General features: G+C 53.6%; 16 protein-coding genes. 11 read left to right on the forward strand and 5 right to left on the reverse strand.

Annotated elements, in window-relative coordinates; translation table 11 throughout:
* The first annotated feature begins 17 nt into the window (after positions 1-17).
* The 4 genes from NYE33_RS19925 (at position 18) to ybaK (ending at position 4,282) form a co-directional block, all read left to right on the forward strand.
* On the forward strand, positions 18-1,691 hold the full coding sequence (locus NYE33_RS19925; protein WP_341067132.1) for a hypothetical protein: 1,674 nt from the start codon (positions 18-20) through the stop codon (positions 1,689-1,691).
* Positions 1,692-1,898: 207 nt separating this feature from the next.
* Positions 1,899-3,323, forward strand: a complete 1,425-nt coding sequence (gene aspA, locus NYE33_RS19930) for an aspartate ammonia-lyase (RefSeq protein WP_341067134.1) — start codon at positions 1,899-1,901, stop codon at positions 3,321-3,323.
* Positions 3,324-3,467: 144 nt separating this feature from the next.
* The gene (locus tag NYE33_RS19935; RefSeq protein WP_039294685.1) at positions 3,468-3,719 is read left to right on the forward strand and encodes a YolD-like family protein; all 252 of its coding nucleotides are present in this window, start codon (positions 3,468-3,470) and stop codon (positions 3,717-3,719) included.
* An 86-nt stretch (positions 3,720-3,805) separates the two neighbouring features.
* On the forward strand, positions 3,806-4,282 hold the full coding sequence (gene ybaK, locus NYE33_RS19940) for a Cys-tRNA(Pro) deacylase (protein ID WP_336099940.1): 477 nt from the start codon (positions 3,806-3,808) through the stop codon (positions 4,280-4,282).
* Positions 4,283-4,345: 63 nt separating this feature from the next.
* Here ybaK and NYE33_RS19945 read toward each other — a convergent pair whose 3' ends face one another.
* From NYE33_RS19945 to NYE33_RS19955, 3 genes are all read right to left on the reverse strand, one after another.
* Positions 4,346-5,149: an aminoglycoside phosphotransferase family protein gene (locus NYE33_RS19945; RefSeq protein ID WP_144026164.1), complete on the reverse strand. Its 804-nt coding sequence runs from the start codon at positions 5,147-5,149 to the stop codon at positions 4,346-4,348.
* A 75-nt stretch (positions 5,150-5,224) separates the two neighbouring features.
* Positions 5,225-5,977, reverse strand: coding sequence for a YdcF family protein (locus NYE33_RS19950; protein ID WP_336099943.1), 753 nt, complete (start codon positions 5,975-5,977; stop codon positions 5,225-5,227).
* 117 nt (positions 5,978-6,094) lie between these two features.
* A complete protein-coding gene (locus NYE33_RS19955) occupies positions 6,095-6,439 on the reverse strand; it encodes a helix-turn-helix domain-containing protein (RefSeq protein WP_336099944.1) in 345 nt (114 codons plus the stop codon).
* Between the two features lie 271 nt (positions 6,440-6,710).
* Between NYE33_RS19955 and NYE33_RS19960 the strand changes: the two genes are divergently transcribed.
* From NYE33_RS19960 to NYE33_RS19985, 6 genes are all read left to right on the forward strand, one after another.
* A complete protein-coding gene (locus NYE33_RS19960) occupies positions 6,711-8,309 on the forward strand; it encodes a response regulator (RefSeq protein ID WP_042138034.1) in 1,599 nt (532 codons plus the stop codon).
* A 23-nt stretch (positions 8,310-8,332) separates the two neighbouring features.
* Positions 8,333-10,102: a cache domain-containing sensor histidine kinase gene (locus NYE33_RS19965; protein WP_231575156.1), complete on the forward strand. Its 1,770-nt coding sequence runs from the start codon at positions 8,333-8,335 to the stop codon at positions 10,100-10,102.
* Between the two features lie 38 nt (positions 10,103-10,140).
* Positions 10,141-11,469 carry an ABC transporter substrate-binding protein gene (locus NYE33_RS19970; RefSeq protein ID WP_256703984.1) on the forward strand — a complete coding sequence of 443 codons (1,329 nt, stop codon included), beginning with the start codon at positions 10,141-10,143 and terminating at the stop codon, positions 11,467-11,469.
* Between the two features lie 224 nt (positions 11,470-11,693).
* Positions 11,694-13,046, forward strand: coding sequence for an ABC transporter substrate-binding protein (locus NYE33_RS19975; protein ID WP_042141276.1), 1,353 nt, complete (start codon positions 11,694-11,696; stop codon positions 13,044-13,046).
* An 83-nt stretch (positions 13,047-13,129) separates the two neighbouring features.
* On the forward strand, positions 13,130-14,068 hold the full coding sequence (locus NYE33_RS19980; protein ID WP_341067142.1) for a carbohydrate ABC transporter permease: 939 nt from the start codon (positions 13,130-13,132) through the stop codon (positions 14,066-14,068).
* Positions 14,069-14,075: 7 nt separating this feature from the next.
* A complete protein-coding gene (locus tag NYE33_RS19985; protein ID WP_042141275.1) occupies positions 14,076-14,906 on the forward strand; it encodes a carbohydrate ABC transporter permease in 831 nt (276 codons plus the stop codon).
* A 469-nt stretch (positions 14,907-15,375) separates the two neighbouring features.
* On the opposite strand, the gene NYE33_RS19990 is transcribed toward NYE33_RS19985, so the two are convergent.
* Both NYE33_RS19990 and NYE33_RS19995 read right to left on the reverse strand, forming a co-directional pair.
* A complete protein-coding gene (locus NYE33_RS19990; protein WP_042138030.1) occupies positions 15,376-15,729 on the reverse strand; it encodes a cupin domain-containing protein in 354 nt (117 codons plus the stop codon).
* Positions 15,726-16,691, reverse strand: a complete 966-nt coding sequence (locus NYE33_RS19995; protein ID WP_341067145.1) for an AraC family transcriptional regulator — start codon at positions 16,689-16,691, stop codon at positions 15,726-15,728. Before NYE33_RS19995 ends, NYE33_RS19990 begins: the two co-directional genes overlap by 4 nt.
* Before the next feature lie 175 nt (positions 16,692-16,866).
* Here NYE33_RS19995 and NYE33_RS20000 point away from each other — a divergent pair, with 175 nt between their 5' ends.
* Positions 16,867-18,984 (forward strand): glycoside hydrolase family 52 protein, encoded by a 2,118-nt coding sequence (locus tag NYE33_RS20000; protein ID WP_042138027.1) that lies wholly within the window; start codon positions 16,867-16,869, stop codon positions 18,982-18,984.
* Positions 18,985-19,021 lie beyond the last annotated feature (37 nt).

Below are 19,021 nucleotides of genomic sequence, written 5' to 3' on the forward strand. Positions count from 1 at the left end.
ATTGGAGGGTGAGGGAAATGGCAGACAGGCTTCAGGATCAGACTTCTTATAAAATACGCCGGCAGGAAATTATCAATTCAATCGCACTGGAGGCGGAGCGGCGTCCGCTGCTTGCGAGCGGCCTCTGGTTCCATGATGATGTGCGGAATAACTTCTATTATGCTTCTTATTTATTTACCGCTGCGGTAGATGATACGCTGGAGCTGCCTTTCGATAAGGAGGAAGCGAAACGGAAGGCGGAAGCTGTCATGCTGGAAACGGTCCTGCTGCAGAACCGCCAGCCCGGTACAGAACTCTATGGCCACTGGCCGCTGGGCTTGAATCCGCAGCCCAGAGAAGCGCCGCCGCATGAGCTGCCGGTGGAGATCATGGGCAGCCTGATGGTCTGGTTCTGCAAGCAATATTCGACCCAGTTTAGCGCGGGGCTGCGTATTGCCTTCCACACGGCCATCGGTCATGTGTACCGCAGCGGATTTTTCCGTAAGCCGGTAACGACGTTCGGCCACCATGAAGCGAAATATACGGCAGCCAAGCTGATCTTCGGCAACTTCTTCGAGGATGATGAGCTGCTGGAAGACGGACTGCGCAGTCTGGACATCACACTGGCGCATATCCGGGAGAAAGGGATGCCGGAGTACGGCAGCCTCCCGTGGTTCTGGCACTGGGTGCAGGCGTTCACCTGTGCCTGGGAGCTGGAGACAGACAGCGGCATTAAGCATACCCTTGGCGAGATGCTGGATTATCTCTGGAACGAGCGGAGCCAGTGGTATCTGCAGGGCGCCTGGGCAGGTGCCCATTCCAGAGGCTGGCCGCATGATGTGCCGGCTGACGGTAATGTGCTGCAAGACTATGTGCAGTTCGGAGACTTCAAGCTGCCGGCGGAGATGCCTCGCACCGAATATGCCGGTTTCCTGTTCTATGAAGCGCCGGAGCAGGGGCGTTCGAATGCACTGAACCGCGAGGCAGCGGTAGAGGTCAAGAAGCAAACCGAGAAGGTGGTTGCCGGAGATCCGGACCGCCAGCCGCCGCTCCATTCCTATGCCTACATCACAGAGGATTATGCGGCAGGCGGCATGTGGGAGCGGGTAGAGGAGTTCGACAATGAGCAGCTGCGCTGGGCGTATTCGCTCCCTGTGGGTGCAGCCGAAGGCGTGAACCGGCTGTACTTCTTCCATCCGGGCCAGGGGTATAACGCGGGCGATCCGCGTCACCAAAGCCCTTATATGGAAGTCCTGTATCATAAGAACACCGTCATATCCCTGTTCCCGGTTCCCGAGGGGGAGGCCACTGCAATAGTAGGAGTGCTTCCGAAAGGGGAATGGATCAAGCAGCCTTCGGCACTGTTCGGTTATGCAGGCAATGTGTATTTTGCCGTCTACTTATCGCATGGCTATGAGCTGCTGGAACGCCCGGATTATCTCGAGGTGATCTCCGCAGGGATGCCGGGCGGAGTCGTTGTTGAAGCGCTAAGCGTCAGCCAGGCTGCGGAGCTGGGAATAAGCGGGCTTGATGAGTTTGCCGCAGCCGCCGCACAGCGGGCACCTAAGTTTGGAGCGGGAGAAATTCTGTCCGCGGAATATAGCTCTCTGATCAGCAAAGCGCATCTGCAGCTAAGCACAGACAATGGCCTGACAGAGGTAAAAGCAGAGATTAACAGCAAACCGGTTTCTTTTGACAGTTATTCTGTCTAAGCTTGTAAATAATTAATGAACCTATAGAGGACCCGGGGATGCTGAAGCGTCTGCCGGGTTCTTTTGCGCTGTCTGCAGCCAGCTTCGCTATCAAGATGGGCTGGAGCATGATATGTTAAGAATGGTAATATCTTAGTAGATCAAAGGAAAGAATAAGATAACTATTGGGAAAGCCGATGATCGACTACAGGACATGGGGGGAGCATTATGACAGAGATAGAGTACCGGCTGGAGAAGGATTTCTTAGGGAGCAAACAGGTGGAGAAACACGCCTACTACGGGATACAGACGCTGCGTGCAGTAGAGAATTTCCCGATAACCGGATACCGGGTGCATCAGGAGCTGATTAAAGCTATGGGCATTGTCAAGAAATCTGCGGCACTGGCCAATATGGAAATCGGCAGACTCTACAAAGGATTGGGTGATGTTATCGTTGCGGCGGCGGAAGAGGTGATTGCCGGGAAGTGGCATGACCAGTTCATCGTAGACCCGATTCAAGGCGGCGCCGGCACCTCGCTGAATATGAATGCGAATGAAGTGATTGCGAACCGCGCGCTGGAGCTGCTGGGCCGGGCCAAAGGCGATTATCTGCAGCTTAGTCCCAACACGCATGTGAATATGGCACAGTCCACGAACGATGCTTTTCCGACGGCGATTCATATTGCCACGCTCTCTCTGCTGGAGCAGCTGCTGGTGACTATGCGGAGCATGCATGGCGTATTTGTGCTGAAGGCGGCAGAATTCGATCCGGTTATCAAAATGGGACGGACCCATCTTCAGGATGCGGTGCCGATCCGTCTGGGCCAGGAATTCGAGGCGTACAGCCGCGTGCTGGAGCGTGATATTCAGCGGATCGAGCATACGCGGCATCATCTCTATCAGGTGAACATGGGGGCGACGGCGGTCGGCACCGGACTGAATGCGGAGCCGCGTTATATCGCGCGGGTGGTAGAACTCCTGGCTGAAATCAGCGGATTGCCGCTGGTCAGTGCTGAGCATCTGGTGGATGCTACGCAGAATACCGATGCCTACACCGAGGTTTCGGCAGCGCTGAAGGTCTGCATGATGAACATGTCCAAAATCGCCAATGACCTGCGGCTGATGGCCTCCGGTCCGCGCTCCGGCTTTAATGAAATAACGCTTCCGGCCCGCCAGCCCGGATCTTCCATCATGCCCGGCAAGGTAAATCCGGTGATGGCCGAGGTAATCAATCAGGTCGCTTTTCAGGTCATCGGCAATGATCATACGATCTGTCTCGCCGCCCAGGCAGGCCAACTCGAGCTGAACGTTATGGAGCCGGTGCTGGTATTCAATCTGATCCAGTCGATCAGCATTATGAACAATTCCTTCAAGGTGTTCACGGACTACTGCCTGGCGGGCATCGTGGCCAATAAGGAGAAGCTGCAGCGGGAAGTCGAGCAGAGCGTCGGCATCATTACTGCGGTGAACCCGCACCTGGGCTATGAAGTGGTGTCGCGTATTGCCAGAGAAGCGATTCTGACCGGCGAATCCGTGCGCGCTTTATGCCTGAAATACAATGTGCTTAGCGAGGAAGAGCTTAATCTGATCCTCGATCCGTATGAAATGACCCATCCCGGGATCGCGGGGGCAGCGCTTTTGAATAAAGAATAAAGTGCAGTATCCGGGGGATAGCGAAAATTGGCTGCAGAGACCGGTATTATTTTGTAAACCTGGGGTAAAGGTCGTGTTATAATATATGGGAGCATTTACACCCGGAAGTATCATAAATTTGTAATGGCTTACTGGAGGCATAGTGTGGCGAAGGCAAAAGTAGCAAAACGTCCAACCCGCGACGAATTCGTGCTGGAAGAGCTGGGCAATCAGCTGGTCGAGGCGAAACAGGAGGATTCCGAGATTCTGCTGACGGTCTGGGGGAAGGAAGAACAGGTTCGCGGAGTGATTGTGGAGATGGATTCGCGTACCGGCAAGGTACATCTGCGATATAACGAAGAAATTATCAAGGTTCCGTTCATGGATATTATGCAGGTGAATTACCCGCGGGATTAGCCTTGGAGGCAGGTCTTGCAGGGTAGAGTATAGCAGGGCAGAAGAAAGCTCCGGCGCGCCGGAGAGTGGTTGGAGGTAGCAGGGACATGCAAGTGAACAAAACCAATGCCATCCGTATGCTAGATGCAAAAAAGGCCGGATACACCCTTCATACTTATGATAATGAGGATGGCCAGATTCACGGGAGTGCTGTTGCTGAGAAGATTGGCCTCCCGGCGGAGACTGTGTTTAAGACACTGGTATCACACAGCGGGCCGCAGCCCTATGTATTTGTTATTCCGGTGGCTGAAGAGCTTGATCTCAAGAAAGCGGCCAAAGCCGCCGGAGCGAAGAAGATCGAGATGCTCCCGCTTAAGGAGCTGCTGAAGTGGACAGGTTATGTGCGCGGCGGATGTTCGCCTGTTGGCATGAAGAAGCTGTATCCTACGTTCATACACAGCAGCGCGGAGGGGTTGCAGACCATCGCCGTCAGTGCAGGCCGCGTCGGCATGCAGATGGAGCTTGAGCCTAAGCTGCTGGCAGATGTGGTGTCAGCTGTATTTACGGATCTGATTAAAGAATAGCAGTAGAACAAGAAGCCGGAATTCCTGGAGGTCTAGGGATTCCGGCTTATTTGGCGGTTTCGGCTAACTCCATTCTGCGTAGTGACCGGTTATAAACTGGATTTCACGCTCATAGTGTGCCAGATGCCCCTCATCAACCATTTTCATAAAAGCAGGATTGCCGCTCGCGGCCCCATTCTTGAGCGTGTCGCACATGACAGTCAAACGCTCAATGATCCACGTATGCAGATCCTTAGGGACGGGAATCCCATAAGCCTCAAAAAATAACTGTATCCGCTGGCGCCGGTCTGATGCATGTAAATGGGTTTGGTAAGCTGCAGTGGACCCTGACGAGTAGTCAGGTGCGAAGCTGGCCAGCGGAACTGATGTGTAGATGGAATAGGCAATATCCCACATCCGCGGACCGGGTCCGGCCATGTCGAAATCAATCAATGCCACTGGAGCATCATTCTGAAAAACCACATTGTACAGGGCAGCGTCATTATGGCAGATCACTTCATGCGCACTGGTATCGGCATAGCTGAGCTGCCAGCTTCCCTCTGGTTGCGGGTTGAATCCTTCAGTCGCATCATGGTAATGACGTAACAGGCGTGCTACATCTGCAAGTGTCTCACCAGACCACATATATGGCTTAAGTTCAGGGTAAGCATTGCCTGGGACTTCTCCTGGAATATAGCTCAGTATTTCACGCCCGGCGTCATCGATTCCGAGAAAACGTGGCGCTCCCCCGAAGTTCTGCTTCTCCAGATGCCGCAGCAGTGCATGGACATTGGGACTCCAATCCCCTGTGGGACGGCGGACGGTGTCCGCCTTACGGACAATGTGATTCACATTTCCGCCGGTCAATATTTCTTCGTGTTGATTCACAGGCATTCCTCGCTTTCACTAAGGATGTATGTAATATAGTGCAGATACCACAGATACTACTTGCAGCTAGAGCAGTTAAGGCAACAGCTTCGCTGCCATTAGCCCCAGATACTCCTTCAGCGCCAGTCCGGTGGTGGAGACGGCCCCGGCAGAGGGAGTGAATTTGTTGAAATAGAGTGACATGGGCCGGCTGGCCAGGTAATCCACCGGGAAGGGCTGCGGCGTTAGTCCCGCGTGCTCAAATTGCACCATGCTGCGCGGCATGTGGAAGGCTGAGGTGACCAGCACCGGACGGCTAAACCCGTGTTCCTGCATAAGTGCAGCGGTGTTGACCGCATTCTGCTCGGTGTTAAGCGAGCGGTTCTCCGGCAGGATGTCTTCTGCCGGGATGCCGAGTCCGATCAGCTGCCGCCGGGCGATATCGGCTTCATTGCCGCTGTCCGCATACACCTGGCCGCCGGAGAAAATAACCGGCAGTCCGGTCTGCCGGTACAGCCGGGCGGCAGCCAGCAGCCGGTTCGCCGCCGGACCGGACATATTGCCCTGCCCGTCCAGATCCGGAGTGCCGGAGGTAGCGCCTCCGCCGAGGATAACAATAACATCACCTTCTACTGCAGAAGGCTGCGTATATTGCCGTTCCAGACTGCCGATCAGCAGGTCACTGACCACAGAGGTCATCGACAGATAGAGCAGCAGGCTCACTGCGAGCAGTACGACCGCCGGCCGGCGGCTGCTTTTCCACAGCCAGACCACCATCCCCAGCAGCAGGATCACAAAAATTCCCGGAGGCAGAACAAAGCTGTATGCGAATTTAATGAGGTAGATCAAGCAGGTCACCAACTTTTCAAGGATTATATAAGAGTCTCATGTTCACCTGCCCTGCATAGCAGGTCATTTCTGGTATTGTACCATGAGTCCGGCCGGTGTTCCCAGCTTCGCCCATGCTCAGGTGCGGTACAGATGCTTCATATAGGAGGAGGGGGATTCACCGAGCACTTTTTTGAACACGCGGCTGAAGTAGTAAGGGTTGGGGTAGCCAAGCGTTTCACTGATCTCAGATACATTGTACAAGCTCGTCCGCATCAGCTCGATAGCCTTGTTCATCCGGAGCTTGGTATGGGTCTCAATAATCGTCTGTCCGGTGGCCTGCTTGAACGCGGCCGACAGGTAGCTGCAATTCATATTCAGCTGTGAAGCAAGCTGTTCCCCGGCGAAATGCTTGCCGCAGTGCTTGATCAGATAAGCCGTTACTCTCCGCACAGTACCCCCGCTTTTGCCGCTGACAGTCATACTGCTCTCCTGCTGCCCGGCCGCCTATGGAGGTTCCCCTCTTGTATGACTGCTGCTGTTTTCTTTTATTTGTTCTCTCTCAGCCTGAATGCCGTAGACCCAAGCGGCAATATTCTTAAAAAACTGCGCTTTCCTCTTAAAAAGCTTCACCCGGCCGCCGGGGTTATCGTGATACAGTATAATTGGATGAATCTCTTCAATAACGACTATAGACTGAAACAGCCGCAATCCTGTAATAATATATCAATGACAACCATGCGGAGGTGCAGCAATGAACAGAACCATACGGGTGCTGCTTGCGGATGACGAGCCGGTTATTCTGCGCGGGCTGAAGAAGCTCATAGCCTGGGAGAGCCTCGGGCTTAATATAGTAGGGGAAGCATGTGACGGGATAGAGCTGAAGGCGATGATCGACAGCTGTCATCCCGATCTCATTATCAGTGATATCAGTATGCCGGGTTATTCGGGTATCGATATTATCCGTGAAATTCATCATTCCGGTCGTCCGATCAAAGTGGTCTTTATCAGCGCCTATCAGGAATTTAGTTATGCCCAGCAAGCGGTACAATACGGGGCGCTGGATTATCTGGTCAAGCCGGTGAATACGGGACAGCTGGAGCAGGTAGTGATCCGCGCAGTAACGGTGATCCGCCAGGAATCCGAAGAAGAGCGCAACAAGGAAATGCTCAAATCCTATGAGCGGAAGAACCTGTCTGTTACGGTTGAGGAGCAGCTGGAGCAGCTGACCGACGGCAATAAGGCTGCGGCAGCTACGCTTGCCCGGATGGGCAACACGGCGATTACCCGCTATGCCAGCGTATGTGTCATCGAGACGGATGAATACGGCGGCCAGCCTTCTCGCTGGGAGGAACGGGAACGCAAGCTGGTGGAATTCGCCTTGTTGAACATCATCAAGGAGACGGTGGACGGCAGGGGCAACGGGTATGTGTTCCGCAAAGGAGAGCGTTTCGGGGTGCTGCTTCAGCATGAGCATCTGAATGAACCGCAGCAAGTAATGGAGGATCTGCATCACAAAATCAACAGCTTTCTGAAGCTGCAGGTCTCAATAGGCATCGGCCGCCCGGCCAGCGGTATTGAAGAGGCGGCGGATTCCTACCAGTCAGCGTTGAAAGCGCTAAGATTCAGATATTTTGCCGGATTGAACCGGGTGATTCCCTATCCCGCCGAACCAATGGAGACTGCTATACCTGTATCTACACTTGCTGCCATCCAGAGCAGCCTGCCGGAAGCGCTCAAATCACTCGACAAGGAGCGGCTAACGGCGTTAACCGGCGAGCTGCTGGAGACCGTGCGTCTGCTCTCTGGAGATAGCCGGAACCAGGCGGTGTCCTATGTGTATAATGCCGTGATCCAGCTTGAACAAGATATGGCTGATTTCGGCGCGGATGCGGGGCTGTTGAATCAGGGAGAGAAGCCGCTGCTTGAAAAGCTGGCGGATGCCCCGACCTTCGGCGCACTGCAGCAGGAATTTGAAGCGGTCCTGTCCAAAATGTCCGAGCAGCTGAGCTGCCGGATCTCCGGCAAGGAAATGCCGCAGCTCGCGCAGGTGAAAACCTATGTGGAGGAGCATTATGCCGAGAATATTACGCTGGAGTCCATAGCCGCCATGGTGTATATGAATCCCTATTATTTCAGCAGCTTCTTCAAGAAGCATACCGGCCAGAACTTCAAGAATTATGTTACCGAAGTGCGGATGGGTCATGCCCAGCGGCTGCTGCTGCAGAGTGACCTGATGGTCTACGAGATTGCCGACCGGGTCGGCTACAACAATGCGCGGCATTTCAGCGACATGTTCAAGAAGCAATTCGGCAAGCTGCCGCAGGAATACAAACAATCGGTCAGGAACTAAGCGGATTGGAGGGAGATCATAGAGTGAAAAGACGATGGCCCGTGCCGTTCTGGGGACGGGGACCGAAGAGTATTTTTGTTAAATTTTCTGCATCCTTCCTGCTGGTCGGGCTGATTCCGCTCTTTGCGCTGAGTTTCTTCTCCGTACAGACCTTCTCGGGTTATGTGGAGCGGTATACCACCAGCAATCTGCAGCAAATGGTACTCTATATGAGCTATAATCTGAATTCAGCGTTCAATCAGTATAATGAAGTATCCAAATTAATGTATACAGGGCGTTATGAAGGGTTCATTGAGAGCTATTCGCAGAATCAGACACAGAATGTGAATGAGCTGGAGCAGATCAACACCATTCCGATAGAATCCTTCCTGAAGACCGTTCTGTTCAGTGATTCTTATATTTCCAGTGTCCAGTTTATCCGCCAGTCTGATGGTAAGTTGTATGTTCAGGAGCGTGGCAACCGGTCGCTGAACATGGAGACGGTTCCGAATGCGGAGTGGCTGTCCGCCATGGCAGGTGACCCTGCGAAGGTGGCTATTTTCCCGACCCATCAGGACAGTTACTTCTATGGCTCAGACCGCCAGGTGTTCACGATCGGGCGCAGCCTGATTGATACCTCCGGACGGGTGACCAAAGAGCCCAAAGTAGTCGGAACGCTTTTTCTGGATATCGATACCTCGTTATTCCAGCAGTTCTTCCGTGAGCTGAGTCTCGGGGAGAAGGATGAGCTGTACCTGCTTGACGGGGAGGGGCGGACGTATTTCAGCAACCAGCCAGCCGGTGCGGCGGGGGCTAGAGCTGCTGATCAAACTAACAATGAGATGATTGTACTCAGTGAGTCCATCCCTTTTTTGAATGGCCAGGTCATCGCCAAAATCCACCGCGGCAACCTGTTCGAACAGCTGCTGTCGGCGCGGGCAACGGTGTATATCGCCATTGGCATGTGTGCTTTTGTAATGATTGTAATGGGGGCCTGGTTCTCCAGACGTCTCGCGGCTCCCATCCGGGAGCTGATCCGGCAGATGGCCGTGGTGGAGTCGGGCAAGCTGGATATCCAGCTCTCCGTGAACAGCAATGATGAGATGGGCAGGCTGGCCCACGGGTTCAACCGGATGGTGGAACGGCTGCAGGTCTACATTGATGAGGCCTATGTGGCCCAGATCAAGCAGAAGCAGACCGAGCTGAATGCACTGAAGAGCCAGATCCGGCCCCATTACCTGTACAACACCCTTGAGGTGATCCGGATGAACGCCGTGGATAAGGAAGCGGGCGAGGTGGCGGATATGATTCTGGCGTTATCCAATGAGCTGAAGTATGTCATCGATTACGGGGAAGACCGCGTAAGCCTTGCCAGCGAGCTCGCCCATCTGCAGAATTACTTCTATATTATTTCTGTACGGTATGAGAACCGCTTCGAGCTGCATCTGGATATTGCCCCGGATGTTAATCTGGACTGGCCTATCCTGAAGCTGTCTCTGCAGCCGATGGTGGAGAATGCGGTTCAGCATGGACTGCGCCTGCAGGGAAAAGGAACCGTCGGCATTACGGTCGAACGGAGAGAGCAGGTGCTGGCGATTACGATATATGATGATGGCGTGGGGATGAGCAGGGAGACTCTGTCCCGCATTAATAAGATTCTGAAAGACCCGGAGGCTCCAAGCAAGAATGTCGGCATGAAAAATGTGCATGAGCGCATCCGCTCCAGCTTCGGGGAGGCGTATGGCCTGTCTGTGAACAGCAGAGAGCATGTCGGGACCTCCATTACGCTGACGTTCCCGGTTATCACTGAATGAGGAGGACACAGGTGGTGCAAATGCCGAGGATATCATGTATGAAAATAACAATAGTGCCGCTTGCGGCCGCGCTGATCCTGTCCGGCTGTGGAGGCAAAACCGGATCAGGCGGAATCGGAGGGAATCATGCGGCTGATCAGGGGAGCCGCCCGGATACAGCATCCGGGGGAGGTAAAATAAGCTTTACTATAGGTTATGCCTCCGGTGATCCGGCGACGAAGCAGGCTATTGAGGATACCATTAAGGCCTTCATGCAGGCGAATCCGGACATAGTCGTCCAGGATGTCAGTGAGACAAGCTCCTCTGCCTATATGGATTGGCTGAAGGTTAAGGATGCCGTGGGCGAGTTCCCCGATCTGGTAGAGATGAGGGATACCGAGGCCTTCGCCGATGCGGAGAAGATTGTTCCGCTCCCCGATGAGCTGGCGGAATTGTTCGATCAGCCGCCGCGGATCGGCGGCAAGGTATGGAATGCCCCGCTGTTTGTCGCTGCCCCGCAGGGTATTATTTATAGTAAGAAAGCGTATGCCGAGGCAGGCATTAAGACGCTTCCGGCAACCTACGATGAATTTCTGGAGATCCAGAACAGACTGCGGGCAAGCGGGATCACTCCGCTCGTTGTAGGCGGCAAGGATATTTTTCATATGGGCTTCTGGGTTAATAAATTTCTGATTGATGATGTATATGCCGCTGATCCCGGCTGGAACGCGAAGCGGACGGCCGGTGAGGTTAGCTTCACCGATGACAATGTAGTCCAGGCCATGACTGATTTCAAACAGCTGTTCAGAAGCGATGTCGATAAAGGCTGGCTAAGCACAGGGGATAACCAGACGGCGTCTATTCTGGTATCCGGCAAGGCAGCCCAGCTGTTCTCCGGCTCCTGGATGTTCTCACAAATCCAGGAAGCCGACCCCGGCTTCGAATTCGGCTTCTATGCTGTGCCGGACCGTAGAGGGAAGCTGAATGTGGTCGGCCTGCAGTCGCCCTCCGGCTGGTCGCTGTCTGCCCAGGCGGCGCAGGAGCCGCTCAAAAAGCAGGCGATCGAAGACTTCATTCGGTTCTTTTTCTCACCGGAGCCTTATGCCGCATTTCTGAGCCGGATCGATTCGGTTCCTTCGACCAGGCAGGAATTCAGGCGGGAGGCCGGTGAACAGATGCAGGTGGTGCTTGATCTGATGGCCGATCCGGCCGTTACCAAATCCCTGATGATCAACAATTGGTGGGGAGATAACCTGATTCCTCCGCAGTTCCGTAACTGGTTCTACAAGCTGCTGCAGGAAATGGTTGTTAAGGACGGGGATGTACTAGAATATATGAAACGGGCCGATACTGAATACGACAGGCAGGTACAGGAATACTGGCAGTGACATTACACTATAGCCCGTGCAAGAACGGAGGTCTCCTGGACCTTCGTTTTTTTCTGCTCAGGAGAATCTTCTTAAATTTACCGCACATCCCTCTTAAATTAGTTCATTCTAACCGTGAAGGCTGAATGCTATTCTTGGAGCATAAGGAAACGCTTACGGACGATGATGCGCACATCGGGCCGGCAGTTTCCGGGCTGTATACCCAAGGGGAGGTTACTAAAGATATGAAGAACACCATTACGAAATTATCCGTCATGCTGCTCGCAGCAACCACTGTACTTACCGCATGCGGCGGAAATAACAATAACAATGCCAGTGGCGGCAACGCAGCGGCAACCGGGGCTCCGGCAGGAAATACTGCAGCTACTGATGCTGCGAAGAAGGATGTCAGCTTCACCATCGGTTATGCGTCGGGTGACCCGGCGACCAAGAAAGCCATTGCTGATACCGTTAAGAAATTCATGGAAGCGAATCCTAACGTCACCATCAAAGACCTAAGTGAAACCTCATCGGCTGCTTATCTGGATTGGCTGAAGACGAAGGATGCTGTTGGAGAATTCCCGGATCTGGTGGAAATGCGTGACACCCAGGTATTCGCGGATGCGGGCAAAATTGTCGAGCTTCCAGCCGATCTGCTGGAGCTGTTCGAATCGCCACCGCAGGTGGACGGCAAAGTATGGAACGCTCCCATGCAGGTCAATGCACCGCAAGGGATCATTTACAGCAAAAAAGCTTACGCTGACGCCGGGATCACCGAGCTTCCCCAAACCTATGACGAGTTCATTGCCATCCAGGAAAAATTGAAAGCTACAGGTATCTCCCCGCTGGTAGTAGGCGGCAAGGATATTTTCCATATGGGCTTCTGGGTCAATAAATTCTTGATCGACGATGTCTACAGCAAAGACCCGGACTGGAACTCCAAACGTACGGCCAAGACCGTCAGCTTCGCAGATCCTGATGTAGTCCAGGGCATGACTGATTTCAAAGAGCTGTTCAAGAACTATGTGGACAAAGGCTGGCTGAGCACCGCAGATAATCAGACCGCGTCGATCCTTGTATCCGGCAAAGCTGCACAGCTGTATTCCGGCACCTGGATGTTTACCCAGATTGCTGAAGCTGATCCAGGCTTCGAATTCGGCTTCTACGCGATCCCGGACCGCCAAGGTAAAGTGAATGTCATCGGTCTGCCGTCACCGGCCGGCTGGTCGTTATCCGTTGATGCGGCCAAGGATGCCGACAAAACGGCAGCGATCAAAGACTTTATCCGCTTCTTCTTTGCACCGGAGCAATACTCGGTCTACCTGGCTTCGATCAATGCCATTCCTTCCACCAAAGAGAAAGTTACCTATGAGACAAGTGAGCAAATGCAGGTTGCACTGGATCTTATTGCCGACACGAGTGTCACCAAGTCACTGGCCATCAATAACTGGTGGGGCGATAACCTGATTCCTCCGCAATTCCGCAACTGGTACTATAAGCTGCTCCAGGATATGGTGGTGAACGATGCTGACGTAACTGAATATATGAAGAAGGCCGATACCGAATATGACAATCAGGTCAAAGCCAATTCGCTGTAAATAAAAGCGCCGGAAGGGAACCTCTGCTCCGGCAGAGGTTCCTCTTATCTAGACAAGCGCGTCCCAGGGAGGGGAGAGGAACCATGGCTACATCCATCGTTAATACAGACAAGTCTTTCATAGACGCAGAGAAGCCTGGCAAAAAAAAGAAAAAATGGCAGTCCTACGCGCTGTTGTTCATCCTGCCGTCATTCCTTTTATACACACTGTTTGTCATAGTCCCTACAGCAGGCAGCGTCTACCTAAGCTTCACATCGTGGGACGGGATCAGCAGCGATATCCGGTATATCGGATTCGCCAATTTCGTCGAGATCTTCCAGAGTCCGCGGGTGCAGAACGCCTTGAAGAACACTTTGGTTATGACAATTACGCTAGTACTGCTTGAGAACATTGCTGCAATCGCCATGGCCTTAATGGTCGACAAGGTACGCTGGTTCCGCAATTTATTCAGAAGCATCTTCTATTTCCCGACCCTGCTCAGCGGGATCGTCATGGGCTTTGTCTGGGCAATGATTCTGAATTACAACTTCGGCGTGTTTAATCAGATCCTGACCTCCGTCGGTTTGGGCGACTATATCGTCGACTGGCTGGGCAATCCGAAATACGCTATGCTGTCGATTATCCTGTCAACGGTCTGGAAAGGCGCGGGCTATTATATGATCATCTATCTGGCCGGACTGCAGGGCATTCCGCAGGAGCTTAATGAAGCGGCCAGCATTGACGGCGCAGGAGGCTGGCAGCAGTTCCGGCATATTACGTTCCCTCTGCTTGCGGGTTCGATGACTGTGTGCATGGTGCTTTCCATGATCAGCGCACTGAAGATATTTGACCAGATTGCCGTAATGACCGACGGCGGCCCGGGCTTTGAGACAGAGACATTAACTTATATTATCTACAAAGTAGGCTTCGGGGAGCTGAGACAAGGGTTCGGCACGGCGCTGGCTATGGTCCTGTTCCTGATTATTCTGATCATTACGGTCATTCAGGTTAAATTCCTACAGAAACGGGAGGTGCAGCTCTAAGATGACGATGCAGACTAAGCGGAGAATCACTGAAATTGTCCTGTTTGTCATAACGCTCCTGGTAGCGGTTATCTTTTTCTTCCCGATTTTCTTTAATCTGATGTCCGCGTTCAAAAGCAACGCCGAGATTATGCGCGATGCGGTTGCTTTTCCGAAGACACTGTATTTAGACAGCTTCAAATATCTGCTTACGGAGACCGAGTTTCCGCGTGCGATCCTTAACAGTCTTATTCTGACCGTAGTGGCGATTGTCGCCCAGGTGCTGATTATTCCGATGGCAGGTTACGCGATTGAACGCAGAAATGCCCGCTGGACGCGGCTGGTCTTCATCTATTTCCTGGCCGGCATGATGATTCCGTTCCAGGCGTATATGATTCCGCTGTTCAAAGAGCTCAGAATACTCGGCCTGTACGGCAGTCTGGCGGGACCTATCATGATTTATGTCGCCGGTGCCGTAGGCTTCGGATGCCTGCTCTATACCAGCTTCGTCAAGGGTATTCCACGGGAGATTGAAGAAGCGGCAGAGATTGACGGGTGCTCCCGCTACGGGATTTTCTGGAGAATCGTCTTCCCGCTGCTCGGACCGGTTACGGCAAGTATGGTGGTGCTGAACGGTCTGGGGATCTGGAATGACTTCCTGATGCCGATGCTGGTGCTGCCTTCCGGCCAGGCCAAGACGATGGTAGTAGAAATCTACCGGTATATCGGGGAATTCTCCTCGCGCTGGGATATGATTTTTGCCGGAACCGCCATGTCGGTGGTGCCTGTGCTAATCGTGTTTATCTTCCTGCAGAAGTATTTCGTTAAGGGAATTGCGTCAGGGGCCACCAAAGGGTAAGAGGTGTGTGTTCTCCTGGGGTAAAATAAAGAAACTCCGTGGGCCATTGTTAATGGTTTGCGGAGTTTTTGTGTATAGGGATTATAATTGGGGGAGTCCGCCCCCGGTGATTCGTGAGTCACTGATTCGGTGATTGGTGATGCGCTGGTTGCTAATTCGCTGGTTTGCTGTTTCGGTGATGCGCTGCTTCGTGCTTCATTCGCCCTCAATAGGTCCTCTCGATGACCTTGCGCCTGAAGTGGACTGAGATTCCGTTATTTTGCCAAAATAACACCTGATAAGGCCAAAGCGGACTGAGATTCCTTTGTCTTGTACTTTTCGGCTCCAAAAGACGCATGTCAGGACATATAACGGAATCTCAGTCCTTTTCACGGCCAGTTGGAGAGTCATGAAGACCCGTCAAGTTCATGGTGGCGACATACGCAGTTGATGAGTTCAGCCTTGAATCATCTTTAATGTGAAATTGTGTTCATACCGGTGTCATATAGGTGGCAGGATTCAGCGAATCACCTTCAATAATAATCGCAGTCAATCCCGAATCCGTCCGTGTCTCATGCCATTCATCCTGCGCCCAGAAGACAGCCTGGCCTGCCTGGACAGCCGTGAATTCCTCTTCCTCGCCCCGGACATATCCTTCCCCGCTCATAACCAGCAGCAGCTGCGGACATGCCGCCTGATGATAACCGATCACTCCCTGCGGGCCCAGATATACGCAGCCGATATGCGTTTTTCCATCCGTCTGGATAATCCGGGATAAAATGAAGTCGGAGCTGAAGGCTGAGATTGGCTTGCCGGTGTCCTGGTTGAAATGGTATATCTTCATTCTGTGCCTCCCTGCGTATTAGCGGATAACGCTTTGCCGTCTGTCTTCCCCGGTTCCTCCGTAAGCTGGCGGTAGCCCATGGGGGGCAGGCCGGTCCAGCGCTTGAACTGCTTGCTGAAATGGGAGACATCACGGTAGCCGAGCCGGTAGGCGATACTCTCCACTGACAGGCTGTTATCCAGCAGCAGCAGCTTGGCATGGCGGATAATCAGGTCAGAGAGATACTGCCTCGGCGGCAATCCGTAGATTTGCCGGAAGGCGCGGTTGCAGTGATTCGGGCTGTAGCCAAGCCTTGCGGCGATGTCTTCAATGCTTCCGGCCCGGCTGCCGGTTGCCGCAGCGGTGAATACGGATTCCTGCAGCAGTCCTTCGATGGCATTCGCCAGGGCAACGGTTTTCTCCGTAACACCGGGCAGTGTGCTCCGGGCAGAGGAGGGCAATGCAGCCAGCACCCAACTGCTGAGTGCGGTGAACAGCTGCAGCGAAGCATTGAGCGTCACCAGCCGGCCCCGCTGGGCATCGCTGGCATCAGGGAGGATCGTCGAGCTGATAATTGCATCGAGCGAAGAACGGATCGCCTGCAGCTCCGGAGTGTCGCCGCTTAGGCTGACGGTGTCCATCGTCATCAGGGAACGGCGCAGAACCAGATCATCAATGTCGAAATGCAGGCAATAATAGGTCATTTCATCCTCTGAAACCGTACCCAGGCTGGAATGCAGGACACTTGGGCGGATGAACAGAATGTCGCCGCTGTGCTGGATGTAAGACTGCCCGCCTACGTTCATTTGCTGCGAACCCTGCAGGACGATATTGATCTCGAACATCGGATGGGTGTGGGCCGGATATTGCCACTCCCTGTTCACCTTGCGCCAGTGGGCAGCGAATATATGAAAGGCAGCCTGTATATCCGGGGACATCCGGCCGTCCATGGAATGCTGTGTACCGGGATCTAATACGTTCATACTCAACCTCTTTTTCACTAAAAGTTGGCTCTATTATAGCATAGGCCGCCGCGTCCGATTGATTTGTCCAAATAATTGGCGGCTTTACGCCTGTTGCATAAGCCGGGCTGGCGCTAACATAGAGCTATGAGCCCGGTACTGCCGGGCCACAGCCTGGAGGGAGTGCATTTACGATATGCCGACAAATCAGTTTTTTAATGCCCATCATTCACCGATTGGTTCATTTTCCAGCTTCACTCTGGGGTTTAAGGGAGCGTCCGGCGGTTTTGACCTGGAAGCGGGTAAGCCGCCGAGACAGAATATATATATTGGCCTGGAACGCAAGGATGGCCGCGGCTTCGATACCTTGCCTTTCCATGAGCAGGGCAGTGACGATGAGAGTAAGCGCTATGACATCGAGAACCCTGATCCGAACCCGGATAAACCGCAGATTCTTTATCATTACGCGGACGAAGAGATCACCCGCGATTTCCGGCTGGCTACGGACAGCTGGCAGGCCGGGGATCTGACCTTCCGTATTCTCTCCCCGGTCCGGCCGGTTCCGGACCCGGAAACAGCTGCAGATGCGGAGCTCAAGGAAGTGCTGCTGCCTGCGGTATTGGTAGAGCTGGAGGTTGACAATACTTCGGGCGATTCTGTCCGCCGGGCCTTCTTCGGCTTCCAGGGGAATGATCCGTATAACGCTTTGAGACGCTTTGAGGGCAGCCAGGCAGAGCTGACCGGTGTCGGCCAGGGGCGGTTCCTGGCGATAGCAGCGGAACAGGGGAGTGTCAAGTCCGCTATGCATTTCACCATGGAGGATATTCTGACAACGGAGCTGGAGGAGAACTGGACCTTCGGACTGGGCCAGGTTGGAGCTCTGGTTATGGATGTGCCCGCAGGAGAGCGCAAGGTCTACCGGTTCGCAGTCTGCTTCCACCGGTCCGGCTATGTAACCTCGGGAATGGACGCCGGTTATTACTATAACCGCTATTACAGTAATGTAGAGGCGGTAGCGGAATATGCGCTGTCCCATTTCGATCAGCTGAAGCAGCAGGCAGTGCAGGCTAACTCCATGCTGGAAGGAACAGGGCTCAGCGAAGACCAGACATTTATGCTGGCACATGCCATCCGCAGTTATTATGGCTCAACCGAGCTGCTGGAGTACAAAGCCCAGCCGTTCTGGGTCGTGAACGAAGGCGAATACCGGATGATGAACACATTCGATCTTACGGTGGATCAGCTATTCTATGAGCTGAAGATGAATCCGTGGACCGTACGCAATGAGCTGGATATGTTCGTGGACCGGTACAGCTATGTGGATACTGTCCGTTTCCCGGGAGACGTGGCCGAATATCCGGGCGGGCTCAGCTTCACCCATGATATGGGGGTAGCCAATGCCGTCTCGCGTCCAGGGTATTCCTCATATGAGCTGTACGGCATCGACGGTTGCTTCTCGCATATGACCCATGAGCAGCTGGTGAACTGGATTCTTACTGCGGCGGTATATCTGGAGCATACAGGTGACCTCAGCTGGATGGAACGCAACCTTACAGTACTGGAGAGCTGCCTGCAGAGTATGCTGAACCGGGATCATCCGGACCCGGCGAAACGAAACGGTGTGATGGCCCTCGACAGCTCGCGGACAATGGGCGGCGCGGAGATTACTACGTACGACAGTCTGGATGTGTCACTGGGCCAGGCGCGCAACAATATTTACCTTGCGGGTAAATGCTGGGCAGCGTATTTGGCGATGGAGAAGATCTTCCGCGATAACGGCAATACGGAGCTGTCACAGACTGCCGGCAGACAGGCAGAGCTCTGCGCAGCAACCATTGTGGGCAGTGTTACCGAGGGCGGCTATATCCCGGCGGTAATCGGAGAAGGCAATGACTCGAAGATTATTCCGGCGATTGAAGGCCTCGTTTTCCCTTACTTCACCGGCTGCAAGGAAGCTTTGGAGCGCGGGGGGCGGTTCGGCGAATACATCGCGGCGCTAGACACGCATCTGCAGGCCGTGCTAGTTGAAGGGGTGTGCCTGTTCGAAGACGGCGGCTGGAAAATCTCCTCCACCAGCAATAACAGCTGGCTGAGCAAGATTTATCTGTGCCAGTTCATCGCCAGACAAATTCTTGGTCTGGAGTGGGAGGACAAAGGCCATGCAGCCGATTCGGCACATGTAACCTGGCTTACGCATCCGCAGCTCTCGATCTGGAGCTGGAGCGACCAGATTATCTCCGGCGAGATCACCGGCAGCAAATATTATCCGCGCGGAGTGACGGCGGTCTTGTGGCTGGAGGAGCAGCGGGTGTAATCGTATTGGAGCCTGAATCATTCCGGAATAAGATTCG

It is taken from the genome of Paenibacillus sp. FSL R10-2199 (genome assembly GCF_038000235.1).
GTDB classification, from domain to species: Bacteria; Bacillota; Bacilli; order Paenibacillales; family Paenibacillaceae; genus Paenibacillus_AQ; species Paenibacillus_AQ phytohabitans.

Excerpts from the sequence above, each read along its gene's own strand:
- NYE33_RS19975 (WP_042141276.1), top strand. The coding sequence starts at position 11,694 with ATGAAGAACACCATTACGAAATTATCCGTCATGCTGCTCGCAGCAACC.
- NYE33_RS19925 (WP_341067132.1), top strand. The coding sequence starts at position 18 with ATGGCAGACAGGCTTCAGGATCAGACTTCTTATAAAATACGCCGGCAG.
- ybaK (WP_336099940.1), top strand. The coding sequence starts at position 3,806 with ATGCAAGTGAACAAAACCAATGCCATCCGTATGCTAGATGCAAAAAAG.
- NYE33_RS20000 (WP_042138027.1), top strand. The coding sequence starts at position 16,867 with ATGCCGACAAATCAGTTTTTTAATGCCCATCATTCACCGATTGGTTCA.
- NYE33_RS19955 (WP_336099944.1), bottom strand. The coding sequence starts at position 6,439 with ATGACTGTCAGCGGCAAAAGCGGGGGTACTGTGCGGAGAGTAACGGCT.
- aspA (WP_341067134.1), top strand. The coding sequence starts at position 1,899 with ATGACAGAGATAGAGTACCGGCTGGAGAAGGATTTCTTAGGGAGCAAA.
- NYE33_RS19970 (WP_256703984.1), top strand. The coding sequence starts at position 10,141 with ATGAAAATAACAATAGTGCCGCTTGCGGCCGCGCTGATCCTGTCCGGC.
- NYE33_RS19995 (WP_341067145.1), bottom strand. The coding sequence starts at position 16,691 with ATGAACGTATTAGATCCCGGTACACAGCATTCCATGGACGGCCGGATG.
- NYE33_RS19985 (WP_042141275.1), top strand. The coding sequence starts at position 14,076 with ATGCAGACTAAGCGGAGAATCACTGAAATTGTCCTGTTTGTCATAACG.
- NYE33_RS19990 (WP_042138030.1), bottom strand. The coding sequence starts at position 15,729 with ATGAAGATATACCATTTCAACCAGGACACCGGCAAGCCAATCTCAGCC.
- NYE33_RS19980 (WP_341067142.1), top strand. The coding sequence starts at position 13,130 with ATGGCTACATCCATCGTTAATACAGACAAGTCTTTCATAGACGCAGAG.
- NYE33_RS19960 (WP_042138034.1), top strand. The coding sequence starts at position 6,711 with ATGAACAGAACCATACGGGTGCTGCTTGCGGATGACGAGCCGGTTATT.